This window comes from Nostoc sp. CmiVER01 (assembly GCF_034531135.2).
Taxonomy (GTDB): Bacteria; Cyanobacteriota; Cyanobacteriia; order Cyanobacteriales; family Nostocaceae; genus Nostoc.
The window spans coordinates 123,723-143,202 of sequence record NZ_JAVRBU020000018.1 but is presented as its reverse complement, the minus strand read 5'-3'; the positions used below and the strand labels follow the sequence as shown (position 1 = coordinate 143,202).

Here is a 19,480-nt window from a genome sequence, read left to right as displayed (position 1 = left end):
TGTTGTATAAAACTTTAAACACTCGACTACGCCAACAAGAGAGTACAAAATTAATGAAGCTATCTAAGGTAGACTTGAGCAGTTTAGTCGCGATCGCTCACTCTGATGGATATTTGCAGTTATTGCTTGATCGAGGTGACGAACTAGAGTTTTTGGAAATTCCAGCACCAGTACAGGCTTATGAAGGATTGCAAGAACTGAACGAGGCGATAGCTGAACCGACTGCATTACTTTTTGAAGAAGAACCAATTGCGATGTTACCAGTTAGCTCATCAATGGCGATCGCTGTAGGCTATGATCGCGACGAACAAATTTTGCAAGTTGAGTTTCAAAATGGAGGTGTTTATCAGTACTTAGGCGTAAACGAGGATACTTGGGAAGATTTACATTCCTCTGACTCAATTGGCAGCTTTTTCAATCAAGCGATTAAAGGTAGATATGACTGCGATCGTCTAGATCATGCAGATTATACTATTGACGAATAACTGCATGTAAGGTTTTTAATAATTCTTGCGTCGTGTAGGGTTTGGGTAAAAAGGCTGTATGTTCATCTATTTTGTCAATTGATACTTGATCACTTGTTACAAGTCCACTCACAACAATAATCGGCAATAATGGATTGATATTTTGCAATTTCCGAATAGTAGTTTCTCCATCCATCTTAGACATCATCATATCGATAATTGCAGCACTAATTTTATCTTTATGCTGGGCATAAATTACTAATGCTTCGATGCCATCACCAGCAGTCATTGCCGTGTAATTATAATTTTCTAAAGATGTTTTAGTAATTTCCTGAATGGCAGTTTCATCATCTACAACCAAAATACATTCTCCACATCCAGTTAGTATTTCCGTATCTTCTAACAACTGAATTGGCACTTGATTAACTGCTGGTAAGTACACCTTAAACTTTGTTCCCTTGCCTACAAAACTTGATACAGTGATAAAACCACCGTATTCTTTAATAATTCTCATTACTGTTGATAACCCAAGTCCTGTACCTTGACCCAACTCTTTTGTTGTAAAAAATGGTTCAAAAATTCTATTTAATATTTCACTATTAATTCCAAGCCCGGTATCAGCAACTGTCAGAACAATGTAAGCACCAACCGTAGCTTCTATATGCATCCTGACATAAGTTTCATCAATCCAAATATTCTCGGCAGATATTGTTAAAGTTCCGCCTGTAGGCATGGCATCCCGCGCGTTGAGACACAGATTAATCAGTACCTGATGGAGTTGGGTACTATTGGCACAAATAGGTAACAAGTTCTCCTGAATTTCTGTGTCCACTGTGATTGATTTCGGAAATGTTTGTGAGATAATTTGCTGTATTTCTAAAATCAGGTGTTTAACTTGAAGCACCGTGCATGGGCGTGCAGCGGTTTGTCCTTGAATATTGCTTTCAATTCCCCGAGAAAAAGACAGCACTTGTTTTACCAAATCAGCACCACGTTTGGCATTACTTTCTATTATTGACAGCATCTGATCCATCTGTTGATTGCAGCTTTTAGATTTGAGCAGATGCACTGCCATCAAAATTGGTGACAACACATTATTTAAATCGTGAGCAATACCACTAGCAAGAGTGCCTATACTTTCCATGCGTTGAGCACGTAAAAATTCTTGTTCTAGTTGTTTTTTTTGGGTAATATCAGTATCAACAACAAAGATTGATTTAGCTTGAGAATGTTCATCATTTATCAGCGTCCAGCGACTTTCAACGATGAGTTTTTTACCAGATTTGCTGGTTTTCTGTAACTCACCTTGCCAAGATCCATCCTTTAATAGAGTCTGATAAATTTCTAGGTTTTGCGACAAAGGTTCAGTGGAAAAAAGTTCATCTGACTGCTTACCAATAGCTTCTTTTGACTTCCAACCGTAAAGTTCTTCAGAATTTTTGTTCCATAATAAAATTTTGTTGTCCAAATCTTGCACGACAATTGCATCAGTGACAAAATCCAGCAATGCTTCTTGTTCCTGCTTGTACTCCTGTTTAAGGCTTGCTAGTTCAGCTAAGTTCCGCCGGATTTCTAGTTGTCTAACTACTAGGCGGCTAAGAGTTTCCAATGCTTCCACTTGTTTGGGACTGATTTGGCGTGGTATGCGATCGCTTATACACAGAGTCCCGATCGCTTCTCCTCCTGGTGCTAACAAAGGTACGTCTGCATAAAATCTTACGCAAAGTCCTTCATAAGTAACTATAGGATTCGTAGCAAAACGTTCATCAGCTAAGGTATCGGGAATAATTAAAACTTCGCCACTTTCTATACAAATCAATCCGAACCCTGTATCTCGTGGCATTTCCTGTACATCTAACCCCACTCTGGCTTTAAACCATTGACGGTTAGCGTCAATTAGATTAATCAAAGCGATCGGTGTGTTACAAATCTGTGCGGCTAAGAATGCTAGATCGTCGAATGCTTCTTCTGATGGAGTATCGAGAATCTGGTACTGATGCAGAGCCTTAAGCCTTACTGCTTCATTGTTACACACTAAAGATTTCATTAAATCGTTCCTAACTATTGTTGAATGACAACTTACCCTCGTGTTACTAAAAAACGTCGATTTACAGCGCTTTCTGTAGAGGATTTATCTGTCACTGCACTTGATAGCTCAATGAAGTCACTATCAGATAATTTAAATAACCGACCAAGCATATAGCTTGATGATTTTAATTATACTAATATGCCTTAAGAAAGATGAACAAGAATTTTTGTAATTTTAAGTAAATTTTAGAAGATTTACAGTCTTATAATTTTTTGTTAACAGATAAAATTACTTCTACTTAGATTAAGTATGCGGTAATATATGCAACTAATGCCACAAGGAGTATAGCTCACATATAACGATAAGCGCTATAGGGCATTGCTGAATTGAGGCATGAATCCGGATGTAGAGACGTAGCACTGCTACATCTCTACAAGGATTTTGGTATTATGCAAAATTATTTTGATACATGGAATCAGCAACGCCCGTTATAGCAAGAGCAACTAAACATACACCAGCAGTGTTTTGTTCAGGGACAATAGAAAAAGCCCACATAATACAATCGCAGTTATGACGACTACACTTAACTCTGCTGTTAAACCAAAAGCCGAAGATAGTTTTGCTATCAGCTTTGCACCATTGTCTCTTGAAGAAATCTATGCTTTGTCTAACGATCCAGCCAACGGTGCTGTGGTTATCATGAGTGGCGTAGTTCGTAATCAAACTGATGGTAAACCTGTAGTTGCTCTAGAGTATCAAGCTTACGAACCTATGGCATTGCGGATATTTTATCAAATTGCTGCTGATATTCGCTTATCTACGCCTGATGTGAATCGGGTAGTGATTCATCACCGCACTGGACGTTTGCAAGTTGGAGAAATTAGCGTTTTAGTCGCAGTAGGTTGTCCTCATCGAAGCGAAGCTTTTGAAGCTTGCCAGTATGCTATTGATACCCTCAAACATAATGCCCCCATTTGGAAAAAAGAACATTGGGAAGATGGTTCTAGCCGTTGGGTAAGTATTGCTGCTTGCGAAACATCAGGAGAAAATTGTTAAAATTTCTGAGATTATTAAACACGCTTGATTTATCCAGCAATTAGCGAACTATAACGTATGCCGCAGCTATGCCTGTCTTAGGGACTTCCAACTAAAAAAATATCCTATTGGTGTATAGGCAGAGGGGCAGGGAGCAGGGGGCAGGGGGAGAAAGAAGAATATTATCTGAGTAAATTGGATAATTTATTTTCTGCAAGTCCCTTAGACATTGCTAAGTGCTGGATGGCATCAACCAGTACATCACTATTTGAGCTTTAACTTTCCCAAATAGTAAAAAATACACGAGTTTTTTATTTGTTCAAAATTTAAACCAATCGGTAATACCAATTCGCAATGGGCAACTCTTGGAGACACTAAAAGCGAACGCCCCGCTACGCTAACGCAATGATGCTCGTTCCTGGCTAACGCAATTAAGAAACTTATATCCAGCAAGACTTTCCTGATTTACATCTATTGTGTTGCCCTTTTTTGAAGAATTGGCATAATCTCTAATTCCCAAACCTACTTAACAGAAATATTTAATCTTTAATAAAAATATTTCTATTTGCAAAAAAACAATTTATGTTGCATTTGTTTACAGAAAATGCATGACTCTATTGAGGTTTGTAAATAATTTGTATTTCTAGAAGGAATATTCCTTTAGACTGATCTTCAACAGAAAAATGTGGGGACAAACACAAATGCATTCGTTAAATATATTTTGTCACGAATTTGTAGTTGCTGTTTCCTTTCTAGCTTGCATTGTTGGGCTGGTGTTACTGTGGGACAGTAAGCAGCAAAAAAATGATGTAGAAGAAACAGAGCGGATTTTATTTAGAATGAGCTTTACTTACTGGCTAGTTTATTGTGTAGCCTTTGGTATAGAAAAAATAGTTTTACCCGACTGGGAATCTGTACTCATGACTTTGAGAATAACTACGGCTCTGTCATATTTCTTAACTTTTTCTTGCATTGTTAGTCTGCCACTACACAAATTTGCAGTACACCGTGTTGAAGAATAGTTATAGGGCATGGGAAATTGGGAATTAGGCATGATTATTTCATAGCGATCGCTAATGCCGTTTCCAATTCTGACTGCGCCAAAGAAGTTAAAATAAAGACCTCTTGTACAGTCTTCCCCTGCCGTGCAATTACTTTATAGCCGCCGCGAATCGGTACTGAAACGCGCAGTTGCATTTTCGGGCAATGGCCTTTTGCCCGCCCAATCACTCCGGGCGTCACAGTTTGGATATTGTCCTGCTGACAAAGACGTTCTAAAATGGGGATGAGACCATCAAGGTGAGTCGAGTGATTCCAAACCAGTCTGCCAGCTTTTTGCGTTCGCGTAGCGTCTTGTAGAGAAGCCGATCGGATAGAATCTGCGGTAGGTCTGGCCATGATAATTAAGCTGCTTCTAGAGGTGCCATTGTCAAACCTGCTCGATGCAGCTGCTGGTGATAAAGTTCCGCAGGTTCTTGGGGCCCGACCCAGACGATCGCTTGACCTTCATAGTGTACCTGATTAGTTAGATCCCATGCGCGATCGCCAGTCATCCCTGGAATATATTTCATCAAACATTCACTCACATGTTGGAATGTATTAAAATCATCGTTTAATACAATCACTTTGTAATTCGGATAAGTCTTACGGGTAACTTGATTAGACCGTTCAGGAGCTTTAGTTGGTGCTGTGGCCATCCCGTAAACATCTGCTGAAGGTGTCATAACCATAGAACAATTAAGCAAGATAATTTTACAAAACTACACTACAAACAACTAGTTTAGTCGATTGTCAGTTGTCATTCGTCATTTGTGCATTGTCTGTTGCCCTTAACAAATGACCAATGACAAATGACCAATAACTATCTATCGCCAATTATCCCAGTTTTCGTTAAAAATGGATGTATCGGGGAAGGCTGTGGGGTTGCCATTTTGTTCCAAAAGCCGTTTGAGTGCTTCTAGTTGTGGCTCTTGTTTGGGTAAATCATCTACTAATTGGTAGGGTGCGATCGCATTTTTCAGGGCAAAACTAGCAACAGTTCCCGCAGCTGCGCCAGACGACCATTCAAAGGAATGGACTCGATAAGCAGCAGCAGCAATATGACTACTAGCAATGCTTTTGCCTCCTACCAGCAAATTATCAATTTTCTGGGGAATCATTGCCCTCAAAGCAATTTGGAAAGGATAAGCTTGGCCAGCACCACGCCTTTCACCTGGACGTTCTGTATTACCAGGGGCTTCTGGGGGACTATTCACCATGCAAGGATGGAAATCTATAGCGTAGTGACCAATACCCACAGCATCGGGGAAGATGGTAGAACGAGTCCGTCGCATTGCTTTTTCTGGTGAAACTTTACCTTCAATTACTGATACTGCTTCCAAACCTGCAAGGGCTGCTCGTAGCCTCCGATACATATCTGCTGGCAGAGTTTGGGAATAATATTTATCGTTGTAATCTCGGCGAGAAATATCAATTTCCCAAATACCAAAGCCACCAGGTTGTCCCCAGCTAGGGCGTCCAATGATCCGCCGTGCTTCGCGCATATAGGGATATTTCGATAAACCATGCACTGTCCCCATCGGCGAATTTAGCCCGGAAACAAAGCGGTTATTGCTTTGCAGCTGCTTTACACCCTCCCCCAACTTGGAATCTGTAGTTCCAGCTACCAACCAGTAATAGAAAGATAGAGCATTTTCCTCAGCTTTGCGGAGGGTTTCTGTTCGCAATCCCCCCATCCAACCCCCTGGTTTTAACTGTCCAGTACTTTCTAACTGTTGGCGACTATAAATCAGGTTATCTTGGGCTGTTCCAGGGCGGTAGTCGTTACCCCAAGTCCAGTTTTGCATCGAGATATCCCCTGGTGTAGGAGCATCAAAACTCACACCACCGAATTTTTCTGGTTTTCCTTTGTTTGGACTCAAAATGCGACGATAGGTGAAAACTAAATCAAAGTTAGCCAGTCGCGTTAATTCATAGCTGAAATATGGGGCGTATTGTGGATAAAATGCTGGCATCATCTGCGGTTGCGGTTCCTTAGTTGCCTCCATTGCAAAGGTGTAGGTAAAGCCTTGAGGGCAATAAGGGTCGTTGTTGGTGCTAGACGCAGAAGGTTCTAGGTAAGAAAGGGCATCAATACCCAATCGGTAGGGGACATCAGCAAGGGCGATAATTTCTCCAGTTTCGCTCGCGTCTACGACGTACCATTTAGGAGCATCCCCTTTATCTGCCTTGGGAAGGAAACGGATAATAGTTTTGGTAAACCGAGATGAGTTTTCGTAGCTATAAGAATCTTCAATACTTTGAGATAAAGTAAAGGTATTGAGTGGTGGTGCGCCTTTTGCTGGTTGATGTTGGATTGCGATCGCACCATTAATTATTTTGCCATCAGCAGCGATTTCCAAATCCTTAATTACCGTGTTGGGAAACCATTGCAACTTCCCTTTGCCAAGCTTTTCGGCATCTTTGAGCATCTGGACTAAAATGTTGTGAGCATCGTGGGGAAGAAAGCAAGATTCACTTACCCAACAGTCACCGGGGTTAAGTTTACCGTATTTGCGCCCAATGCGCTTTCGCAATTCTAGGTAGCCACGAGAATAGAATTTTAGGGCACGCTGAGTTGGACGTTCATCTAACGCAGATGTCCCTTGAGAAGAAATTTGTCCTCCCAGCCAATCAGTAATTTCCGTGAGACAAACCGTTCGTCCAGCTAGTAACCCCTCGTAAGCTGTGGCTGCACCAGATAGTCCACCACCCACAACTAAAATCTCGCAATTGACAGTTTTATCTGGCGTTCTCGGTGCTGTGGCGATCGCCTTTGATGTTGGCACTGCGTTCGTCGTTCGCGTAGCGTCTCGTAGAGAAGACGTTGGCGCAGCCATCGCACCATCAAATGCAACTAAACTAGATATTAAATTAAGACTGATCAGTGATGTCAAACTAAAAGCTACTTTGTGTCTACCCTTCATGGTTAAAGAAACCCCTTCAACTTCTGTTCCATTTTGTAGACGGTAGCATCTAGCAAATGTTTAACTCAAGCAATTCTTTACAAGGTAATCTACGTGATATAGTGTGGGATTAAAGTTTGGGAGCATCCATTTTCGGCGGATTTACTTTTTTAGATAAACCATATAGTAGGGTTTTCGGAGTATCAAAATTATGTTTCTTCCAAAAGTGGATGCTCCCGCAAAATCAATATCTTTAACCCGGAAATTTAAGGCTTCATTTAATCGAAAACCAGTGCCGTAAAGTAATTTCATTAAAAGTTGATGTACTCCATATAATTTTTGAATGATTGCAAAAAATTCATCTTTCGTAATAATGTTTGGTAGGAAAATTCCGTATAATAATTACGTATAATATAGGACTTACGCATTTACATAAAAGCAAAAATGACAGGTAGAGTTTTCAAGGCTTCTATCTAGATTTTTCAATCATATTTAGGCGATCGCCAGCAATCAAAAGCAACCTAAAAAAGCCTGAAACAACGTATTTACGTTAATACACAAGATAGTTATTTTGTACAGTGCATAAGTCCTATAATTTAGCCCTTTCAAGGTGGTGAGATTTAGAACGAGAATTGGTTATTTCAACCTTCAAAAAGCCCAAAATCTGAACAAAGGATTCAAGATGGTAGCCCTGAAACAACGTATCTTCATTGGCCACCTTGAAAGGGCTACTACTCAGACTCAACTCAACCACTCTAGACTAAAAGTCCAGGTGTAAGTTCCATAACCTTTTGAGTTCGCTTCAAAATTTACGGAGAAAACTGCCATGAATCTCATGAATTTATCGCTCAAGAAACTCGCTTATTTTGCTACACCTGCTTTAGCTGGATTAGTCTTAACTTTAGGCGGAGCAAATTTAACTGGTAGTTTGCCTGCTTCCGCAAGTCTTGCTGGGAACTGGACTAGTATAGAATCAATTCGCGATAACGTCGTTATTTTTTACTCTACAAACGGAGCGGCAACTGTTGCTAGCATCCTCGGCGGTTCTGGTAATGTGCAGACACTCAGAACCTATACCTTTGCTGGGGGTTGGACTAACTTAACGAAGATCCGTGATGGTGTCATCTTGTTCTATAATGCCTCAACAGGAGCGGCAACTGTTGTTAGCTTCGACATATCTGGTAATATACAGACACAACAAGGTTATACCTTTGCTGGGGGTTGGACTCGCGTAACGAAGATCCGTGATGGTGTCATCTTGTTATATAACGCCTCAACAGGAGCTGCAACTGTTGTTAACTTCGACAATTTTGGTAATATACAGACACAACAAGCTTTGTAAAGAGTGCGATCGCTGTTGAGCAGGCTAATCTAAAATTGGGTCTGTCAGTTTACTATTGTCTGCTTCTTCATACAGCAGTGTTGACAATTCTTGTAAGCAGGCTTTGATCCGTTCTTCTTTGTCTTGGTTCATAGGAGCGCGATCGCACAGGGTTATTTCCCTTTACATTTTCGCATAAGTGGTAAATCTTCCAAAACAAGTTAAATCTCTATCCCAAAATTCAAGCGATATATCGTGATTTCGTCTTTTTTTCTTCAATTAAAAACTGCTCTTGCTAAAAGTAGACAAGAGCAGTTTTTAATAGCAAAGCCCAAAATAAGAATTTAGGCATCTTCAAGTTCAAATTGAGCCACTGTAACGGCATTAAAAGCGAAAGCCAAAACTAATGGCATGGGCGACTGAAACCAAAAGGCAAAAAGAACGGCTACTATTGTGCCAATTACTGCGGACATCGACCACAATCGTTCTTCAAAAGTCAATCCCTTCTCGGCTTTAATCACTCTGAGAACGTGGACTGGAATTGGTTCTGGCATTACCCCACCCGGAGGGAAAGCCCAGAAGTTGTTACGTCGCTCGACAAACAAATCTGTCCAGCCATTTTCTTGGCACCATGCCTCAATCCATTGAAGTGAGTAATGATTCATCATCGGGTTTGGGAGTTCGGTTTGTGTAAGTTGTGTACTTGGCGAATATAAACTCTTGGAGATTCCTGAAAAACTAACTAACCGCTATAAAATTAACGCTAATTATCCAACTTTTAAGCTTTGTTAAGCACTTGAGACGCATATAATTACGCTCAAACCTTGCTTTCATTAATTAAAAGACTAACAGTTGATGGGGGCTGTTGAATTTAAAAGACAATAAACTTTACTTGAAACATGGAAAATCAAGAATTGTAAATAAGCTCATAAGTATTACTGCTTAATAAAACTCTTTATATCCTGAAATTCATATCTAAAAATGAAGAATTGTAAATAAATCTATGAACATAGGCTCAGTTAAAGGGGAAATAAAATTGCGGGTAAAGTTAAAAAGTAAATTTTTAATTAATTTTCTTTCTTAAGAAAGATGATTTAAATTTCTAGACCTCTCTGAGGGTAAATAGAATCAAAGTGAAGCTAGAAGTAAAATATCTAAAGAAATAAAAACTTACTTGGTTAAAATCAAATATATGTTGAGTATACTTTGGGGTATTGTTGTTGTACTGATTGCTTTTTGGGGATTAGGACTAGCACTTCATATTGCTGGAAATTTAATTCATGCGGTGTTACTTATAGCGATCGCTCTTGCTATCTATAATTTTTTCAAAGCGCGTGATGTCTAAAATATAGTGGTTCCCGATTTGGTAAGGTAGGTTTCCAAAGTTACTAACCTTGACAAAAAAGATTTGAGTGTACATAAGCTGCTTAGGAAACGCTATATTGCTGTCTAGCTACTAAGGGTGAGAAGCGATGTCTACCACAGGCTACGCATCCACCCTTTTTGCGTTACAAAATATTAAGCTAGGGAAATACACGTTCATCAAGTCCAGTAGCAAAGCTGGGAGTCTTAATTAGGATGCTCCAGTCTTGCTAATATTCAAATGCGGTAATTAAATGCAGCGATTAGACACCAAATTAGCTCTCAATATGTTATTGCGGCAAGGGTTGGCCTTCCTTCTAGGAATTATTGTATGGTGCGTGGCTGATCCCGCACTGGCAGTAGACTGGACTCATCCGCTTTCATTTAGCAATGCAGAGTTGTCAAGACGTGATTTTTCTGGTGACAGCTTGCAAGCTGCGGAGTTTTCTAACGCCAATATGGAACTGGCTAACTTTTCTAACGCTGACTTGCGGGGAGCAGTTATGAGTGCTTCGGTGATGACAAATGCAAATCTCCACGGGGCAGATTTAACTAATGCAATGGTTGATCAGGTAAACTTGACTAAGGCAGATTTGAGCGATGCAGTTTTCAAAGAAGCTCTTTTGCTCCGCGCCATATTTAATGATGTGAATATAGATGGTGCAGATTTTACAGATGCAATTTTGGATAGAGCGCAAATCAAAGAACTGTGCGGTAAAGCCAGTGGTGTGAATTCCAAAACAGGTGTGCAAACTCGTGATTCTCTAGGATGTCAATGAAACGTGTTGGTGTTATTGGTGGCGGACAACTTGCTTGGATGATGGCGGATGCAGCACAGAGGCTAGGAGTAGAATTAGTGGTACAAACTCCAAGTGCTCACGACCCGGCCGTGTCAATTGCCAAAGAAACTGTTTTCGCCTCAGTTGATGACGCAGCTGCTACGGATATATTAGCTCAAAAGTGCGATGTCATCACCTTTGAAAACGAATTTGTTAACTTAGATGCTTTATCTGTTTTAGCACACCAAGGCGTTTGTTTTCGTCCCAGGTTAGAAGCTTTAGCTCCTCTTTTAGATAAATATCATCAGCGTTGCTATTTACGCGACTTGGGCTTACCTGTTCCCCAATTTTTAGCCCTTGACGAGGTAGAAAATCTCAAATCACAAATAGAATATCTAGGTTTTCCAGTAGTTTTGAAATCCCGTCGCCACGGTTATGATGGTCAAGGGACTTTCATAATTCAGGATTTTACTAGTTTAGAGCAAAAGCTAAGTGATGAAACCACAACAACTTTAAATCAATCACTTTTCTTGTTAGAAGAATTTATCCCTTTTGAAAGAGAACTAGCAATAATTGCAGCTCGTTCTGTAGAAGGAGAAATTGTAACTTATCCAGTGGTAGAAACCCAACAAGAACAACAAGTGTGTCGGCGGGTGATTGCGCCTGCTGAAATTACACCCAATCAAGTAGCAGAAATAGAAGCGATCGCACATACTCTATTAAATAGCCTAGAAGTAGTGGGCATTTTTGGAATTGAGCTATTTCTGGGTACTAATGGCAAAATCCTGGTAAATGAAATTGCACCCCGTACCCACAATTCTGGGCATTTTTCTATTGATGCTTGTGAAACTTCGCAGTTTGAACAGCATCTTCGAGCCGTTTGTGGTTTACCTTTAGGGAATCCGGCTTTGCAGTGCGCTGGCGCTGTAATGGTGAACCTACTGGGGTATGAAAACTCTCACAGCGACTACCAAAGCCAGCGTCAACAAATAGCAGAAATTCCTCAGGCGCATGTTTACTGGTATGGAAAGACAGAATCACGTCCTGGGCGGAAGTTGGGACATGTTACCGTTTTGCTAGATAATCAGAATCGAGAATCGGCAAGTGCGTATGCCAACGGCATCGGCGCAGCCATCGCCAATGACATCGCCCACAACATAGAATCTATTTGGTATCCCAGGTAAATAGATTGGAAAGTTTCGATATTGAACACACAACATCTTTTGAAAAGCTATAATGAGTGAGTTGCACTACGACGTTGGTGACTGCCATCAAGTTTTTTGATCTATGCCTTTAATGACAAGGGAGTCAACTGTTCTCGTGGCAGTATACCGGGCATGTACCCGGAAACTTTAAACGAGGAATTTAGGTTCCCACCTGGATAAACCCAGGTCATAAACTTAGGTAAAACGGCGTCGCGGTGAACTTAAAATTATTAGCTCCCAAAATCACTTAGAATTTGGGAGCTTTAATTGTTTCAATCAGTTTAAAATGAGCGAACTGACAGTAAAGATTGCCATGTTTTTGGGAAACCTAGATACTGAGGTCTCAAGAATTAAGTCTTATGGTCAGCATTCCCGGATATCACGTTGGCAAAGAACTCTACAACGGTTCTCGAACCTTGGTTTATCGCGCTAATCGAGAAACTGACCAAAAATCTGTGGTGATTAAGCTGATGAAAACTGCTTATCCTAGCTTCAGCGAATTGGTAGAGTTTCGCAACCAGTTCACCATTGCCAAAAATTTGAATCTACCTGGAATCATCCAAACCTATAGTCTGGAACCTTATCAGAATGGCTATATGTTAGTGATGGAAGACTTTGGGGGAATTTCTCTCAAAGATTATTTGACCTCTGTAGAGACGCGATATATCGCGTCTCTACAAGAATTTTTACAAGTAGCGATCGCACTGTGCAATACATTAGATATTCTAATTCGTAATCGGATCATTCACAAAGATATTAAACCCGCCAATATTTTAATTAATCCAGAAACTAAAGAAGTTAAGTTAATTGACTTTAGTATTGCATCTCTGTTGCCACGAGAAACTCAAAGCCTCATGAGTCCTAATGTCTTAGAAGGAACACTTGGCTATTTATCTCCAGAGCAAACTGGGCGAATGAATCGGGGGATTGATTACCGGACTGATTTTTATTCTCTAGGTGTAACTTTTTACGAATTATTAACAGGGCAATTACCATTTCAATCGCTCGACCCGATGGAATTGTTGCATTGTCATATTGCCAAACTTCCGCCTTTAGTACATGAGATTAATCCGCAAATTGCGCCTGTACTATCATCTATTGTCAGCAAATTGATGGCGAAAAATGCCGAAGACCGCTATCAAAGTGCATTTGGGCTGAAATATGATTTAGAAAATTGTTTAACTCAACTTAAGGAGACGGGGAAAATTGTAAGTTTCCCAATTGCTCAACGGGATGTGTGCGATCGCTTTATTATCCCAGAAAAACTCTATGGTCGTGAGCATGAAGTTGAAACTCTGCTTAAAGCCTTTGACCGCGTTGCCAACCCCCCTGAGTCCCCCCTTACCAAGGGGGGACTCAGGGGGGTTGAACTAATGCTGGTAGCTGGTTTTTCTGGTATTGGTAAAACTGCTTTGGTCAACGAGGTTCACAAACCTATTGTCCGGCAGAGAGGCTACTTCATTAAAGGTAAATATGACCAATTTAATCGTAATATACCTTTCTCGGCTTTTGTACAGGCATTTCGAGGCTTAATAGAACAATTGCTCAGTGAAAGTGATACTCAATTGTCAACTTGGAAAAATAAAATTTTACAAGTGCTGGGTGATCAGGGGCAAGTTATTCTTGAGGTAATCCCCGAACTAGAACAAATTATTGGTCAACAACCACCTGCAACGGAACTCTCACCAAGTGCATCACAAAATCGTTTCAATTTACTCTTCCAAAAATTCATTCAGGTATTTACTACCAAAGAACATCCACTAGTAATATTCCTCGATGATTTACAGTGGGCTGATTCTGCATCGCTCAAATTGATGCAGTTACTGATGAGCGAATCAGGAAATGGATATTTACTTTTAATTGGGGCTTATCGAGATAATGAAGTATCTACCACGCATCCGTTAATATTGACTTTAGCAGATACTCGCAAAGCCAATGCCACAATTAACTCTATTACTTTAGCTCCATTAACTACAGCTAGTTTAAATCAATTAGTAGTTGATACATTGAGTTGTTCAGCCAAAATTGCCCAACCTCTAACGCGGCTCGTCTATCAAAAAACTCAGGGAAATCCATTTTTTACAACGCAATTTATTAAAGCTATATATGAAGATAGACTGATTACTTTTAATTCTGAGCAAAGATACTGGCAATGTGATATTGCTGCTGTTAAAGCACTTGCTCTTACTGATGATGTAGTAGAGTTCGTAGCACTACAATTACAAAAATTGCCAGAAGCAACGCAAAATATGTTGAAATTAGCCGCGTGTATTGGCAATTCTTTTGATTTGCTAACCTTAGCGATTGTTTCTGAACAATCTGAAGGCGAAACCGCAGCATCTTTATGGAAAGCTTTGCAAGAAGGATTAATTTTACCTACTACTGAAGTTTATAAATTATTTCAAACTAATGATCATGATGATTATTTAAATCCCTTAAATTCTAATTTCCAAGTTCCTACCTACAAATTTTTACACGACCGAGTACAACAAGCTGCTTACTCTCTAATTCCAGATGAGGAGAAACAATTTACTCATTTTAAAATCGGTCAATTACTTTTAAAAAATACGTCTGATTCTCAGCAAGAAGAGCGAATTTTTGAGATTGTCAGTCAGTTAAATTGTGGAATAGCACTAATTACTCTACCAAGTGAACGTCAAAAATTAGCTTATTTAAATCTGAATGCTGGTCGAAAAGCAAAAGAGGCTACCGCTTATAGTGCAGCAATTCATTACCTAAATTATGGAATACAGTTGCTGACAATTAATAGTTGGGAAATTGCCTATAAACTAACTCAAAAGTTATACGAAGAAGCCGCCGAAGCTAGCTTTCTCAACAATAAGTTTGAGCAGATGGAATCTCTTATTCAGGTTGTTATTCAAAAAACAACTACCTTACTGGATAGAGTGAAAGTTTATGAAATCCAACTCCAAGCTTATCAGGTTCAGGGTCAACCATTCCGAGCGATCGCAACTGGGCGTGAACTTCTGGCTCAACTTAGGGTAACATTACCTGAATCAGTAACACCTTCAGATATTCAGCAATATGTAGTAAACACACTCTCTACCTTAGCAGGTAGAAGTATTAAGGGCTTAGTTGATTTGCCATTGATGGATGATACCAAAGCTTTAGCTGCCTTGCGGATTATGGCTTGCATTGCTCCCGCTATCCATCAGGATTGCTCGTATCTGTTTCCAATTTTGGCCTGCGAAGAAGTGAATTTATCTCTTAAATACGGCAATGCAACACTTTCTGCACCAGGTTATGCAGATTTTGGAATTGTACTTAATGCTTGTAACAAACTAGAGTCAGGCTACGAATTTGGTAAGCTAGCTTTAATGCTTTTAGATAGATTTCAAGCAAAATCTGTTCAAAGCATGACTATATTTAAGGTAGCTGCATTAAATCAATATAATAAACAACATATTCGCACCTCTATAAGTTTATTACAGGAATCCCATAATATTGGATTAGAGACAGGCGATTTTTTTCATGTGATTACATCCATGATTTTCAAGTTCTTCTATGTCTATTTAAGTGGGACAGAAATTTTGGAAATCTTGTTAGCAGATATTAAAGCCTACGAGTCTAATTTTGCCAAAAATCAGCGTTTATTAAATTGGTCGCTCATAATCTGTCAAAGCATTAAAAATCTAACCGAATATAGCAATACTCCAGAGTTCATCATTGGTGAACATTGTCAAGGGAAACAACTATTATCTACACTCCTTAAAGAAAACGATGAATTTACACTCCATATATTTTTCCTAAGTAAATTAACACTCAGTTATCTGTTTGAGAATTTTCTGGCGGCAGTTGAGAATGCAAATCAAGGAGAGCAATACCTCAACGGTCGCGCTGGAATGCTATCTGTGCCTGTTTTTTACTATTACGATTCTTTATCTCGTCTGGCTGTCTATCCAACGGCTGAACCATCTCAACAGGAGCAATTACTTTTAAAGGTTGGCGAAAACCAAGAAAAATTGCAGTTTCAAGCCAAATTTGCACCAATGAATTTCCAGCACAAATTTGATTTAGTGGAAGCAGAACGCCATCGAGTTTTAGGCGAAAAAATAGCAGCAATAGAATTGTACGATCGCGCCATAACTCTAGCGAAAGAAAACCAATACATCCAAGAAGAAGCCTTGAGCAATGAGCTAGCTGCCAAGTTCTACCTCGACTGGGGCAAAGAAAAAATCGCCCAAGCTTATATGCAAGAAGCTTATTACTGCTACGCTCGTTGGGGCGCTAAAGCCAAAACTGAGGATTTAGAAAAACGCTATCCTCAACTCCTGGCTCCCATCTTACTAGCGCAACTTAATCACTTTCAACTGAGTTCAACCGTCGATGGATCATCATTTCCACATCAAACCATCCACACAAATCTTTCTAGCAACAGTATTTCTCAAGCCCTCGATTTTGCCACCATCTTTAAAGTCTCGCAAGCTCTTTCTAGTGAAATTCAATTAGAGCAATTGCTCACTACCCTCTTGCAAGTGGTGATGGAAAATGCTGGAGCCAAAAAAGCTGCCCTACTTGTACTCGAACAGAGCAACTTAGTGGTCAAAGCTGTAGGCACCATCCATGAAGGGGTGACTCTAGTATCTGTACCATTGTCAAGCAGCCAAAACATTCCGATCACATTGATAAACTATGTCAAACACAGCTTAAAAACTGTGGTGCTGGATGATGCAACAGCAAAAAACGATTTTATTACTGACCAATATTTGATGCAGCAACAACCCAAAAGTGTGTTATGTACGCCGATTTTGCGTCATGGCCAATTAATCGGGTTACTATATCTGGAAAATAAGTTGACCATTGGCGCATTTACGAGCGATCGCCTAGAAGTTATCCAACTGCTATGCGCTCAAGCTGCCATTTCTCTAGAAAATGCCCATCTTTATCAAGAATCTCAAAATTATACCCAAGAGTTAGAGCGATCGCTACAAAAACTTGAGCATACCCAATTACAAATGGTGCAAAATGAAAAAATGGCAACCTTGGGTAATTTGGTTGCTGGGGTGGCACATGAAATTAATAATCCGATTGGATTTCTCAAAGGCAGCCTTAACAATGTCGAAGAGTATATTCAAGACTTACTCGCCCATATCCAATGCTACCAAGAACATTATCCCAATCCGGCGATCGGAGTCATTGAGCATAGCGAAAAAATTGAACTAGAATTTCTGACTGAAGACTTACCAAAGCTAGTAAATTCAATGAAGGTAGCAAGCGATCGGATTGAAGACATTAGTACCAGTCTCCGCACCTTCTCCAGAACTGATACAAACGAAAAAGTTGCTTGTAATCTTCATGAAGGGATTGAGAGTACTCTGTTAATTTTGAAATATCGCCTCAAAGCTAACGAAAAACGTCCAGCAATTGAAGTTATTACTGAATACGGTAAATTACCATCAGTTAAGTGCTTTTTAGGACAGCTAAATCAAGTATTTATGAACATCCTGGCTAACGCAATTGATGTCTTAGATACTTGCTGCGAGGGGCTTTCTTTTGCCCAAGTGAAAGCTGAACGTCAGCAAATATTAATTCACACCGAAGTATCCAGTGACCAAAGTATGGTGACAATTCGCATCAAAGATAACGGTCAGGGGATGCTAGAGGAGGTAAGAGTTAGGATCTTCGACCACCTATTTACAACAAAAGAGGTTGGGAAAGGAACAGGATTAGGACTAGCGATCGCTCGTCAAATTGTCGAAGAAACCCATGATGGACGGTTGAGTTGCAATTCTGTGCTTGGTGAAGGAACAGAATTTGTTATTGAGATTCCAGTCTTTTAAGTAATTTACGATTTTCCTCGCAATGCATAACGCTTCTAATTTTTCGGTAATGTGGAGAACAGCAATAGCATAATTCTATTAAATCTGTATACCTTGATTCTAAATGAGGTATCATTCAGAGTTAAAATGACACAATTGCCTTAAATTGTGGTTAAAACTACAAAAAATTGTTAAAACAACTAACTAATACCGTATTTCCAGCCTCGGTCTTCCGACTAGAGAGTGGTTTAACTTTTATTCATCAAGAAATTCCCACAACTCCTGTAGTAGTGGCGGATGTTTGGGTGCGTGCTGGAGCCAGCTTAGAGCCAGAACCGTGGTTTGGCATGGCGCACTTTTTAGAACACATGATTTTTAAAGGTACAGCGACGCTACCCCCTGGAATGTTCGATTCCAAAGTTGAAAACCGGGGTGGCGTGAGTAATGCGGCAACAAGCTATGATTATGCTCATTATTCACTCACCACAGCTGCCCCTTACTTAAAAGATACTCTGCCCTATTTGGGAGAACTCTTGCTCAATGCGGCAATTCCAGAAGATGAATTTAGCCGCGAACGAGACGTAGTGCTAGAAGAAATTCGCTCTTGTCAAGACGATTCCGATTGGATAGGCTTTCAAGCACTGATTCAAAGCATTTATCCGCATCACCCTTATGGACGTTCGGTCTTGGGTACTGAGCAAGAACTGATGCAGCAATCGCCAGAAGCAATGCGTTGTTTTCACCGCACTCACTATCAGCCGGAAAACATGACGGTGGTAATTGCAGGGGGTATAGCCCAGCAACCAGCTTGGGAAATGGTAAATCATTCATTTGCTGATTTTGCTGAACGCTCTAATTGTCCGCAGTTTGAGAAAGTGACAAAGCCAGTAATAACGGGTATTCATCGTCAAGAACTATATTTACCACGCATAGAACAAGCGCGATTATTGATGGCGTGGCTGGTTCCTGGAGTAGAAGAAATCCGCGCTGGCTTTGGTTTAGATTTGTTGTCAGTGTTATTGGCAGAAGGGCGGACTTCGCGTTTAGTGCGTGATTTACGAGAAGATTTGCAATTGGTACAGGGAATTTACAGTAATTTTTCTCTACAACGGGAATCGAGTTTATTTACAATTACTGCCTGGTTGGAACCAGAAAATTTGCAGGAAGTTGAGTCTTTAATTTGCGCTCATTTGGATGATTTGCAGACTACAGGAATTAGCGAACAGGAACTTGCTCGTACACGCAGACTGCTATGTAATGAGTATGCGTTTTCTACTGAAACGCCAAATCAGCTTACAGGGCTTTATGGATATTACAATACCATCGCCCAAGCTGAATTAGCTGTGACATATCCCCAGCAGATTCAGTCTTTTGATGCCAAAGAACTACAAAAATTAGCTAAACAATATCTCTCGCTGGAGAATTACGCGGTTACTGTACTTAAACCGTGTTAGTTATCGGGCATTGGGGAGCCAGTGCGGTCTTGGGGTTCCCCCAAGTGGAGCATCTGGCGTCATTGGGCGGGGCATTAGTTTTTGACAAAGGACAAATGACAAATAAC

Annotated in this window: 14 protein-coding genes and 1 other RNA gene; 10 read left to right on the top strand and 5 right to left on the bottom strand. The window is 40.2% G+C overall.

Features of this window, described 5'->3' with window-relative positions; all coding sequences use genetic code 11:
* The first annotated feature begins 53 nt into the window (after positions 1-53).
* Positions 54-485 (top strand): KTSC domain-containing protein, encoded by a 432-nt coding sequence (locus RMZ43_RS28440; RefSeq protein WP_322649549.1) that lies wholly within the window; start codon positions 54-56, stop codon positions 483-485.
* Here RMZ43_RS28440 and RMZ43_RS28435 read toward each other — a convergent pair.
* The gene (locus RMZ43_RS28435) at positions 472-2,511 is read right to left on the bottom strand and encodes a hybrid sensor histidine kinase/response regulator (protein WP_322649548.1); all 2,040 of its coding nucleotides are present in this window, start codon (positions 2,509-2,511) and stop codon (positions 472-474) included. The two genes, RMZ43_RS28440 and RMZ43_RS28435, sit on opposite strands and share 14 nt — an antisense overlap.
* A 552-nt stretch (positions 2,512-3,063) precedes the next feature.
* On the opposite strand from RMZ43_RS28435, the gene RMZ43_RS28430 reads away from it, so the two are divergent.
* Both RMZ43_RS28430 and RMZ43_RS28425 read left to right on the top strand, forming a co-directional pair.
* The gene (locus tag RMZ43_RS28430; RefSeq protein WP_322649547.1) at positions 3,064-3,549 is read left to right on the top strand and encodes a molybdenum cofactor biosynthesis protein MoaE; all 486 of its coding nucleotides are present in this window, start codon (positions 3,064-3,066) and stop codon (positions 3,547-3,549) included.
* A 680-nt stretch (positions 3,550-4,229) separates the two neighbouring features.
* Complete coding sequence (locus RMZ43_RS28425) at positions 4,230-4,550, top strand: hypothetical protein (RefSeq protein WP_322649546.1); 321 nt, start codon at positions 4,230-4,232, stop codon at positions 4,548-4,550.
* A 34-nt stretch (positions 4,551-4,584) separates the two neighbouring features.
* Here RMZ43_RS28425 and RMZ43_RS28420 read toward each other — a convergent pair whose 3' ends face one another.
* From RMZ43_RS28420 to RMZ43_RS28410, 3 genes are all read right to left on the bottom strand, one after another.
* Positions 4,585-4,926 carry a DUF2103 domain-containing protein gene (locus tag RMZ43_RS28420; protein ID WP_322656256.1) on the bottom strand — a complete coding sequence of 114 codons (342 nt, stop codon included), beginning with the start codon at positions 4,924-4,926 and terminating at the stop codon, positions 4,585-4,587.
* Between the two features lie 5 nt (positions 4,927-4,931).
* The gene (gene clpS / locus RMZ43_RS28415) at positions 4,932-5,258 is read right to left on the bottom strand and encodes an ATP-dependent Clp protease adapter ClpS (RefSeq protein WP_322656257.1); all 327 of its coding nucleotides are present in this window, start codon (positions 5,256-5,258) and stop codon (positions 4,932-4,934) included.
* Between the two features lie 135 nt (positions 5,259-5,393).
* Positions 5,394-7,493: an FAD-dependent oxidoreductase gene (locus RMZ43_RS28410; protein ID WP_322656258.1), complete on the bottom strand. Its 2,100-nt coding sequence runs from the start codon at positions 7,491-7,493 to the stop codon at positions 5,394-5,396.
* Between the two features lie 805 nt (positions 7,494-8,298).
* On the opposite strand from RMZ43_RS28410, the gene RMZ43_RS28405 reads away from it, so the two are divergent.
* On the top strand, positions 8,299-8,814 hold the full coding sequence (locus RMZ43_RS28405) for a hypothetical protein (RefSeq protein WP_322656259.1): 516 nt from the start codon (positions 8,299-8,301) through the stop codon (positions 8,812-8,814).
* Between the two features lie 323 nt (positions 8,815-9,137).
* Here RMZ43_RS28405 and RMZ43_RS28400 read toward each other — a convergent pair whose 3' ends face one another.
* Entirely contained in the window at positions 9,138-9,461 is a 324-nt protein-coding gene (locus tag RMZ43_RS28400; RefSeq protein ID WP_322654187.1) for a hypothetical protein, read from the bottom strand.
* Between the two features lie 524 nt (positions 9,462-9,985).
* Between RMZ43_RS28400 and RMZ43_RS28395 the strand changes: the two genes are divergently transcribed.
* The 6 genes from RMZ43_RS28395 (at position 9,986) to RMZ43_RS28370 (ending at position 19,373) form a co-directional block, all read left to right on the top strand.
* Positions 9,986-10,138 (top strand): lmo0937 family membrane protein, encoded by a 153-nt coding sequence (locus RMZ43_RS28395; RefSeq protein WP_322649539.1) that lies wholly within the window; start codon positions 9,986-9,988, stop codon positions 10,136-10,138.
* Between the two features lie 304 nt (positions 10,139-10,442).
* A complete protein-coding gene (locus tag RMZ43_RS28390; RefSeq protein WP_322654245.1) occupies positions 10,443-10,934 on the top strand; it encodes a pentapeptide repeat-containing protein in 492 nt (163 codons plus the stop codon).
* Positions 10,931-12,118 carry a 5-(carboxyamino)imidazole ribonucleotide synthase gene (locus RMZ43_RS28385; protein WP_322654188.1) on the top strand — a complete coding sequence of 396 codons (1,188 nt, stop codon included), beginning with the start codon at positions 10,931-10,933 and terminating at the stop codon, positions 12,116-12,118. The genes RMZ43_RS28390 and RMZ43_RS28385 overlap by 4 nt, the downstream gene beginning before the upstream one ends.
* Before the next feature lie 60 nt (positions 12,119-12,178).
* A non-coding RNA gene (ssrS, locus tag RMZ43_RS28380) (6S RNA) lies at positions 12,179-12,362 on the top strand.
* Between the two features lie 136 nt (positions 12,363-12,498).
* On the top strand, positions 12,499-17,940 hold the full coding sequence (locus RMZ43_RS28375) for a trifunctional serine/threonine-protein kinase/ATP-binding protein/sensor histidine kinase (RefSeq protein WP_322654189.1): 5,442 nt from the start codon (positions 12,499-12,501) through the stop codon (positions 17,938-17,940).
* A gap of 167 nt (positions 17,941-18,107) precedes the next feature.
* Positions 18,108-19,373, top strand: coding sequence for a M16 family metallopeptidase (locus RMZ43_RS28370; RefSeq protein ID WP_322649537.1), 1,266 nt, complete (start codon positions 18,108-18,110; stop codon positions 19,371-19,373).
* Positions 19,374-19,480: the final 107 nt, after the last annotated feature.